This window comes from Undibacterium sp., assembly GCF_030683615.1.
GTDB lineage: Bacteria > Pseudomonadota > Gammaproteobacteria > Burkholderiales > Burkholderiaceae_D > Undibacterium > Undibacterium umbellatum.
Map to the genome: position 1 here is coordinate 17,752 of NZ_JAUXQE010000023.1, position 9,507 is coordinate 27,258.

Below are 9,507 nucleotides of genomic sequence, written 5' to 3' on the forward strand. Positions count from 1 at the left end.
TATGCCTCCTTTCGACAGGACAAACCTGATAGTCACGAACTACTAAATATAGATCTACCATTTTTTTTGAATACCGCCGATTGGTACAACTCTTAGATAGCAGAAGCATCATGGTAAAGGCAATGTAGGCGTCAGTAAATCAAAACTTTTCCGTCCGTCATCCATTAGCTATATTCCTCCGCAAAGACACAAGGGGGATTAATAAATATTAAGCACACAATAAAAAGCGAATCAATCTACTGTACGAATGGCAGCCTGGCGAAGAAAGTGCCCAGCAGTAGGGCAGTGAGCTTTTTTGAAATTTGAGCCATACTTTCACGAACGGAAGAGGTGATATATACAAGTTCTTCCCTTTCTAGTTCTTTGATTCCATCTCGTGAAAGTGCTTTTTCTGAAAACGGGTCTAAAAATCGTGAAATAGTTTATCCAATCCAAGTGATCTCTCCGAAACATCTATTGAAGCGTCTAAATCAAAGAGTGTGTCACATTCGCGGGGATGTCTTCTTGATATGTTTCCAATCTCCTTTTTCACTAGATCTTTTGACTTGCTATGCCATCGATCGAAACCCATTTCAAAAACTTTTATATTTAAGTAGTAGAAGTTTCCGAAATTGGACTTTTGTAGATCAAGCACAAGGATGCACTCATCCGATTGCTTAAACCAACCACCAAAAAGAAATTCAAAACCTCATTTCCTTGCAATACGTCCAAACTTTTGCTTAAATGCACTAGTTTCCATCTCAATTACTTGTGGCGATTAGTTAGCCATTCTTTGGCAAACCCGTGGATTTTGCAAAAGGCGTTTACACTTGGGACATATGACCATAGGTCTTGGAGAAACCGATTCCCATGCATCAGTACATTTGGGACACATTAGCCACTGCGCATCAAGCAAAGTGGCAATGTCGGAAACATCTGGATCGGAAAAATTAAGGCACTCAAGCAATGTATTTTTTGAATCTTTGATTTTATTTAGAATTAATTCTTTCAAACCATCCAAACAAGTGCAAATCACTTTTTTTCGAGAGTCTCTCATTTCTTCTGCTTCTTCGTCCAACGAAAGAGCATACTCAATTTCGATATCGAGCGTAAAGTCTTGATACTGTGCAGCCCAGTTGGAGCTGACAAGTTGGAGCTGATTCAAGAAACTCCCGAGCGCATAGAATATCTGACAGATGTGGAGGGCATCCCTACGACATAGATCTATACGTGCTATTGCACACTCAAGAATATCAATATCTCTATGAATTTTCGTCATCAAATCAATCGTTGATAAAGTCATACCATCAAGATTCCTAATCGCACATTTCTATTTTCTTAAAACTCTTGCCATCCATAGTTCGATATCTCTCCAATGGCGTTTCTAATTCAAATGACACGTTACAGCTCCGTCTTATTCTAATTTCTATTCATCCTCAGGCTCATTCACTTCTTTCAATTTCTCGTAAGCTTGCTGCAGAGCATTTAAAAACTCCAATAGGTCAAAACCCCAGGTACTCTCTTCGTATGATCGGTCTAGTATCTTTATTATCGCGTGCTTTAACCCTTGATCGCAGCTAAGTACCGCAACTTGATCATCTAAATAATTTAGATTCACAACCATTCTTTCGTAGTCTAAATCACTGCTAACGTCTAAAGTAAATTTCTCATTCATAATCCAAAACCCATTTAAAGGGATCCTCTGAGCGTAATGTGCATCTTTATATCAAGACTATAACAACCATTCAAAACACCAAGCATAAAGATTATGTCTTTGGAAGCTAAATTAACAAGTCGGAACATTTCCACTTGTTATTCCATAAACAGTTCAGGATCACTCGGAGTTGGAATAAACACTCCCTCACCATCTAATCCAAACGTCCAAGGCTCAAAGGTGTCGGTTGAAAAAATTTCAATTTTATGACCGTTAGAGAATGTAAATACAGGATCAATTTTAAGTGAATCGGATTGACAAGCAATCTGGATTATTTCCAAATTAGTATACGCCCCAATCTGCTCGTATGATCTGTCGTCCCAGCAGCCAAAGATCACTCTATCAGCTGATGATATCCTCCAAGCACTTAGGGAAGTAAATGCCCATGCTGGGCCGTTTAACTGAATAAGCGTTCCGTCCCAATTAACTTCTTTAATAGTTAAGGGAAGATACCTTTGCGAAACAACGATCATTTTTTCAATCATCTAACAGCTCCCCATGCGATTTTCCCCTTTCAATAGCGTAGGAGATGACATTTACTCTCTCGCTGTAAATGCCGGATTGTGTATTTTTGCGCTGCATTTTGGACAAAATAGCATAGGATAGGTCAATTGGTTTCGCCACGCTTCCTGACAAAGGGGGCATATTAACCAATTTTCACCCAAATCGCTAGCAACTTCCTTAATCTCGGATATTGGACGGGATAGCTCGTCCCTTTCGCCTTCAAATATTAGCCTTTCAGACAACGCGTGAATTTCATCGAGAGTAAGTTGAAACTCAGGTCCAAGTTCCATAAAAGCTAACATATCCAAAACTTCTGACAAATCAGGCGTCAGTTCTTTCATTTCATGAAGATGAATGTTTTCGGCCCACCGCGAAATTTTGTTAACGTCAATATTAGGTCTAGTTAGCTGTTCTTGTAATCACTTGCCCAACCAGTATTTGTTCATTACAAACCAACATTTTTTGCTTTCGACATACGGCCAAACTAAGGCCTGTATTTTTTATGGATGTTCTTCATTTCATTTTCCCACGACCAATCATCTGAGCGTTCATTTGGCTGCCACCATTTAGCGCCACTCGCTAGCCATTTTTCTCTAAACAGTTGGATAGAACGTATAGAAAAATCTTCACATCCAAATTCGACCCCACAACAGCCACAAATATTAAAAGTAGATGATTCACCGTTTCAAGCAGTTCTACGACTTATCAATCCAATTAAAAATTTTTACGTGGTTTATTGTCTGGTTATCTCGGGACTGCTTCTGATCCGTGAGTTCCTTACCTCCCAATTTCTGTGTCATCAAATGCATATGATCATAGGTTGTTCTAGTAAGAAGGGATTCGATCATATTTTTCAGATTTTCCAAGCCTACCTGATTCCCATGAATCTCAAGTGTTTCATTCTTGGCGTCCCACTCAAAGTTAGCAAGGAATCATTTTTACCGGAATTCATACAAGCACTCTTCTATTGGTAATCTTTGTTTGTCTAGGCCGTTAAAGGAACTGATCAATTTCCAAAAATGTCTTCCCTTAAGCGGACCGAAACGTTTGCTGATGTAATATACTAAAGATTTATCATCCCAACACGAAGCGCCTAAAGTATAGGCAAATTCACCGGTTTTAGCCAAATAGCGACAATTTCCTCTCCTTTCATACTAGCGACACATTTGGGTGCAAACTCAATCAGCAGCCTTCCAGAAAGTTCAGGGTTTCCGATACAAATCCATCCCTCGTTCAAATTGATAAATGTGGGCCACCTTTCTCGCGGATTTAGTCGATATGATACTCCTAGCTGTGGAGTACTTTCTAACACAGCAAAAATTGCTTTATTCTGAAGGTGCTTCGGGAAGACCTCAATTTTTTTGTAATGACCCATTGGACACAAACCCCATACATAAATTATTTCTCCTTGGTCGGTCATTTCTAGCTGTAAGTCATTCACCATAATTGATGCCCCCCCACCCTTAATACCTGGCTCAATGTCGAACGAATAGTCACTGTCTCTATAAAAAAGAATGAACTTTTTGCTTCCACGCGCATCTTCAATCACAAACTTCATTTCATTTGCCTACAAAATTAAAATGATAAAAACCTGAAGTTTAGCTGCCCTCCGGATAGAGCCGCGAGACCTAATATAGCTCTCATCGACGAGACGGTCTCCGTTACCTATAGTTTTCTGGTATGCTCTTCAGTTGCTTCTCTAATGACCAGTCTGAAGGCTTTTCCTTTGCATATTTCCAGCAGGCTCCATTTTCAAGCCATCTGTCTCTAGACGCCTTGATGGCTTTTAGATTGCAGTCTCCATACCCAAATTCTACTCCACAACAGTCACATATTTCGTATGTTGGACACTGTCCGTTCTCACCCCATGGGGGCTCGTTTTGAATATTTCCACACACTCTACAAGCTAGGTTGTTGGGTTCATTGTTCATAAAAATACTCTAAGTTATTCTGGTGTTTATGGATGGCAGGGTTCGGTTTATACATAGTTCGTGGTAATCTAAAACGATTTGATACCACAAACGTGTTAGAAGATGGGCTATAGAATATAGTATCTCCGTTTAATCGTATTTTTGTTAGAACATCCGAAGGAGGGGCGTTAATAAAGTCTCTAGCCGCTTCGACGTACTGTTTTGCGTTGTGCATTGAAGGAAAATCGTGTCTATGGTCTTTCCAGTGTCTATATGCATTTTGAACAAAGCTCTGACTCTTCGTCGAGGACCAGATATGTTTAGTTACCTGAATTGACTTTCTAAAGACTACAGAAGTTATATTTGTCGCTCCAGGGAACGGTAACGTACCCACAGCAATATCTAAACGTCTGCTATCCAACATCTCAGGAGTATAATCAGGGGCATAATTTGTTGAAAACATCTGATCAATGATTTGATGACCGCCTGCAGTCCCATTACTATAATTCGCCATTGGGTTAGTAGAAAATTGAGGAAGATCTAAGCGTCCAGCAAAGTCATCATATAAGCCCTGAACAGACTGCTGAACATGAGGAAGGGCAGAACCGTATTCAGATAAAGTGCTAAGTGTATGGTGAGCAAAACGTGCGCTACGCTCTCTAATTTCCTTACTGAAATTGTTTGCGAGAAAGACAATCACACCAAAGCAATGATCACTAAGTTTAATACCTGATGATTCACGCCCTCGATCTTCTGGCTTTCCAATAGGCTTGTTATACTGCCCTTGGAGTCCCCAAGGGTCGAAGAGTGTCATGGGGCTGTTATGGACGTAGGCGTAGAGGTTAGGGCCATCAACGAAGCCCGCAGGATCGGGTGTGAGCCATCTGCCAAGACGGCAGTCGTAATCGCGCTTGCCAAATCGATGGAAACCTGTCAGTCCGTCGAAACGCTTACTAGCATACTGCCATGGGTTTTGTACAATGCCATGTGATGTGGTTTCTTCGAAGGCGGTATATCGATAGCATTGTGCTTCTCCAGTAGAGCTATTAACTAAACAACAAACGTTGCCAAAATTGTCGTGAATAGGAGCAAAAGCTTTGTCTGCTATTTCTATAGCTATCGCAGCACCAAGCTCAGCGCCTTTACCTTTACCCAAAATGCGCAACTCACGCCACTCGCCGTTCGAATAGGATCCGATTTTACATTGGCCTTGGTATAAGTATTGTGTGGTATCAGTGTTGTGAAGTTGGCTCAAACGTCTTCCAAACGAGTCATAGGTATAGGTTACAGTACCATAAGGACCTTCGGTGCTTATCATTCGGCTTAAAGCGTCGTAAGAATAGCGATAGGAGTCAATAGGAGTGATCTTGGCAATCAAATTGCCATTCTGGTCATACTGATAGGCTATGTCTGACTCAGCGGTGGCTTGATTCAGTCCGTTGACGTTATACGCTATGCTGTCCTTGCTCAAACGATTGCATATCGAATCATAAGAGTAAGTATGAAATTCGCCCCCACTCTCGATCGTGAGCTGATATAGGTCGTCATACGAACACGTTAAGAAACACGTCGAACCGACGCAAGCTCCGCGTGGACTATTAGGAGCCTGAAAAAGGCAGCTTTTAGCGGCCTATTGCCTCTTCCTTCTTTGCTTGTCCCTAAAACCTGGATTGGCGACTCGTCAAGTCTCCATTATCTCGAACAGATGTCAGGCCAGAATTTTTATTTGATAAGGCCTGGTTTATTTTCTCTAATAACATCTAATACCGTTTTCTTAGCCCATGGAATTAACGTATTAATTTGACATTCATCAAATTCATCACGTTTAATTAAAATGAATGCAAGAGATTCGGCGCTATTGTCTACTATGGTATCAATATCAGTTGCGTCTGAGGTCACTTCAATTAGTGCTCTTAGGGCGCGAATGTCGTTATAGTGCCTTAGATCAATCGCTGCATCATCTCTTTCATCTTCACGTGCGCCTTTATCTAATAAAATATCCACTAATAATTGAACTCGATCTTTCATTTAAATATCTCTTTCAAATTCAAAACACATTACCATTCACAATCCAACGGTATATGAGTTCCAACTTTTTCACTTCCTATTTTGCCAGAAATCGGATTAATGTAACCATTTCCTCCTTTTCTCAACCTAGCGTCAAATCTGGGTAACATACTACCCGGTTCTAAACCTGGTCGCAAGCTAGCTTCCGATTTTATGACAAGGTGCCATTCAAATTTGCCATTATCATACACTCCCCATTTTTCTGGCGCACCGTTTGGATTAGGAAGCTTTGTCCAGCCTTTGCTCTTCGCCCACTTCCGTAGAATCCTAATGGTATTTTGGGCCTGCTTTGAAAGATAGAAGGCATTAAAATGAAACTTATTTAACACTATCCCAGGGCTAGGCATCATGCAGAGAGTGGGTCCATCAATGGATCGTGCTTCTACAGCCTCAGGAGTATAAAATTCCGCCATATCTGTGAAGTGTACTTCATCGATCTTCTGATGAGTTTGGCCTACCCAATCATTACGATTGTTTTCCGCAGAATTTTTTGGCAAGTCTGGAAGGGTCAGATCTGTGGCTAAGCCAATAAGATTGCCTACCATGTCACGCTCTCTTCGAGCTTCCGTTATTGTAGATGCCGCAAACGAAAATAGGTCATGGCAGATTTTTGAACAAAGTTTTCGTCTTTCGTGAGGAAGCCAATTAGCAAGGATACCCACAATGCCACCACAATAGCTAAGCTCTCCAACTCTAAACGTACGGCCTCCCACATGTTCTTTTGGTTTACCAATCGCTTTCTGTCCAGTGAGTCCCCAAGGATCAAATAGGATCAAGGTAGAGTTGCGGACGTAGGCATAAAGATTGGGGCCATCGGTAAAGCCCGCAGGATCGGGTGTGAGCCATCTGCCAAGGCGGCAATCGTAATCGCGCTTGCCAAATCGATGGAAAGCTGTCAGTGGGTCAAAACGCTTACTAGCATACTGCCATGGGTTTTGTACAATGCCATGTGATGTGGTTTCTCCGAAGGCGGTATATCGATAGCATTGCTCTGCTTCTCCAGTAGAGCTATTAACTAAACAACAAACGTTGCCAAAATGGTCGTGAATAGGAGCAAAAACTTTGCCTGCAGTTTCCATGGCTATGGCAGCTCCTAACTCGGCGCCTTTGCCTTTACCCAAAATGCGCAACTCACGCAACTCCCCGTCCAAATAAGAGCCAATTTCACATTGGCCTTGATATAGGTATTGTGTGGTGTTGGTGTTATGAGTTTGGCTCAAACGTCTGCCAAATGAGTCATAGGTATAGAATACGGTACCATAAGGACCTTCGGTGCTTATCATTCGGTTTAAGGCGTCATAAGAGTAGCGATAGGAGTCAACCGGAGTGATTTTAGCTATCAAATTGCCATTCTGGTCATACTGATAGGCTATGTCGGATTCGGCAGTGATTTGATTCAGTCCGTTGAGGTTATACGCTATGTTATCTTTGCTCAAGCGATTGCATATGGAATCGTACGAATAAGAATGAGATTCGCCTCCCCTCTCGCTTGTTAGCTGATAGAGGTCGTCATAAGTGTACATACGACTATCTGTACCAAGCGCGTCTGTAAAGGTTGTAGAGAGCAAGTTGCCGGCGGCATCATAACCATGCGCAGTAATGACTTGGCTAAAATAAGGTGCCAATTTGGCCAAGGGACGTCCCAAAGCATCGTAGGTAAGCTTGACGGTTCCAGCGTTGCCTATCAGTGTCTGTTGGTGTTCTAGACCTCGCAGGTCATAAGAGTCGTATGAATGCAAATAAATGAGGTTTTGTGAAGAGTCCAAACGCGCGACCTGACTTAGGTGTACTCCAAGGTAGGTATAACGGATTCCTGTGCTATCAGGTAAGATCACGTCTGAAACTCTTCCTAAACCGTCGTAACTAAAAGAGAGAGTTAAGTCATTCGCTAATGTCTCTTGAATAAGGCGATTTTGCGAGTCATAGCAGCGTTGTGTAGCCGCATTGGATAGGCTGTCCGTGCTAGTCAACAAGTTATCATTGAGATCATATTCATATAAATACGAAATCGTGTTGTCAGAGGAAGAAAGCTGTTTCAAACGACCTATTGGGTCGTATAGATGACTTAAAACGACACCATCAGGTTTGGTGATCGTTTGTAGACGTCCACTCTCGTCGTATGTGTGTTTTGTGACTTTGCGTGAGCCATCATCGCCGTTCTCAGTGGTAACAAGAGGCCGTCCCATGCTGTCATATGTCCAATCGATGACATAGGAGCCTTTCATGTGACCGCTCGCATAGACAACGTCCTGCTGCAGCTCTTTGTTACCAGCGTTGTCGTAGAAGAGACTCTGATACGAAAGGCGTTGATTCGCAAAATTACGCTTCTCGGTGGTTGTCACTCGTCCTAATGGATCGTAGACCTCAATCGTTTGATTACCTAATGGATCGGTAGTTGTCTTACAAAATAGATATCCTCCGAGCGGATTAGGATAGCGCTCGAAGTTATGTATGGTTGTGAGGTTACCTTGAGCATCTTGAATCGATATGGGTCTGTTGCGTGTATCAAAGCAGATTTGTGAGATGGATGATGTTTGCTCATCGATGAATGTTTCTGTGAGGGCTTTATTACCTCTGATGTCATAGCCATAGCGCTCTTTGCGCAGTGTTTGGGCTGTTTCATCTTGGATTCGGTACTCGACGATACGGTCTAGAACGTCATACTCTTGAATTTCTTGGGTGTAAGTTTGTTCGTTTAACCAACGTGTTGTGATGTTTTGGCGTCCTAGGGAGTCATAGGCAAAGGTAGCGCGAGAATTGGCTTGAATTTCGGCTATTTTGCGTCCGGCGCCATCGTATTGATATTCTGTAATGTTCCCCATAGCATCGATGGTTTGAGTGAGAAGAGCGCCTGTATATACGTTTTGGGTAGCACGGAGAAATGTGCCATCGATGTCATAGCAGGCTTCTTGGATGAGGCGCTGTAGGCCATCGTAGGCGTACTGGCAGAGAAGACCACTCTTCTCCCACTTTTTATATAGTGTGCCATCTATGTTATACTCAAAGCGCTCTTTGGAGCCATCTGGATGGGTAATTGTTATGGGTTGGCCACGGATGTTGTAGGTGGTTTTGGTGGAATTACCTAATCCGTCGGTTTCGGAGACAATGTTGCCCACAATGTCATATTGGTATTGGACGGTTGGGTTGAATGCTTGTCCGTCGCATGAGAGACATTTTGGATGGATGATTTTGGTTTGACGTCCGAACTCATCATACTCGAAGAGAGTTACGTTTTCGAAATGGTCTCGAGTTGAGGTACGATTGCCAAGAGCGTCGTAGGTATGTTCGGTGACAAGAATGGAGGAGTCGCGGTGATGCTGCTTTTCCTTAACT

General features: G+C 42.3%; 9 protein-coding genes and 1 pseudogene. All 10 read right to left on the reverse strand.

The window, feature by feature from the left end:
- Positions 1-403: 403 nt before the first annotated feature.
- Positions 404-658, reverse strand: a pseudogene (locus Q8K39_RS24965) (DUF4304 domain-containing protein); the annotation flags it as partial.
- 99 nt (positions 659-757) lie between these two features.
- Complete coding sequence (locus Q8K39_RS13630) at positions 758-1,282, reverse strand: hypothetical protein (RefSeq protein WP_305260968.1); 525 nt, start codon at positions 1,280-1,282, stop codon at positions 758-760.
- 123 nt (positions 1,283-1,405) lie between these two features.
- The gene (locus Q8K39_RS13635; RefSeq protein ID WP_305260970.1) at positions 1,406-1,654 is read right to left on the reverse strand and encodes a hypothetical protein; all 249 of its coding nucleotides are present in this window, start codon (positions 1,652-1,654) and stop codon (positions 1,406-1,408) included.
- Between the two features lie 137 nt (positions 1,655-1,791).
- On the reverse strand, positions 1,792-2,178 hold the full coding sequence (locus tag Q8K39_RS13640) for a hypothetical protein (protein ID WP_305260972.1): 387 nt from the start codon (positions 2,176-2,178) through the stop codon (positions 1,792-1,794).
- Positions 2,179-2,229: 51 nt separating this feature from the next.
- The gene (locus tag Q8K39_RS13645) at positions 2,230-2,538 is read right to left on the reverse strand and encodes a hypothetical protein (RefSeq protein WP_305260974.1); all 309 of its coding nucleotides are present in this window, start codon (positions 2,536-2,538) and stop codon (positions 2,230-2,232) included.
- Positions 2,539-2,892: 354 nt separating this feature from the next.
- On the reverse strand, positions 2,893-3,045 hold the full coding sequence (locus Q8K39_RS24970; RefSeq protein ID WP_370868604.1) for an Imm32 family immunity protein: 153 nt from the start codon (positions 3,043-3,045) through the stop codon (positions 2,893-2,895).
- Positions 3,046-3,290: 245 nt separating this feature from the next.
- Complete coding sequence (locus Q8K39_RS13650) at positions 3,291-3,755, reverse strand: hypothetical protein (RefSeq protein WP_305260977.1); 465 nt, start codon at positions 3,753-3,755, stop codon at positions 3,291-3,293.
- Between the two features lie 362 nt (positions 3,756-4,117).
- Entirely contained in the window at positions 4,118-5,578 is a 1,461-nt protein-coding gene (locus Q8K39_RS13655) for an RHS repeat-associated core domain-containing protein (protein ID WP_305260980.1), read from the reverse strand.
- 251 nt (positions 5,579-5,829) lie between these two features.
- Positions 5,830-6,135: a hypothetical protein gene (locus Q8K39_RS13660; RefSeq protein WP_305260982.1), complete on the reverse strand. Its 306-nt coding sequence runs from the start codon at positions 6,133-6,135 to the stop codon at positions 5,830-5,832.
- Positions 6,136-6,164: 29 nt separating this feature from the next.
- Positions 6,165-9,507: RHS repeat domain-containing protein (locus Q8K39_RS13665; RefSeq protein WP_305260984.1), on the reverse strand; the 3,343-nt coding region annotated here is incomplete at its 5' end.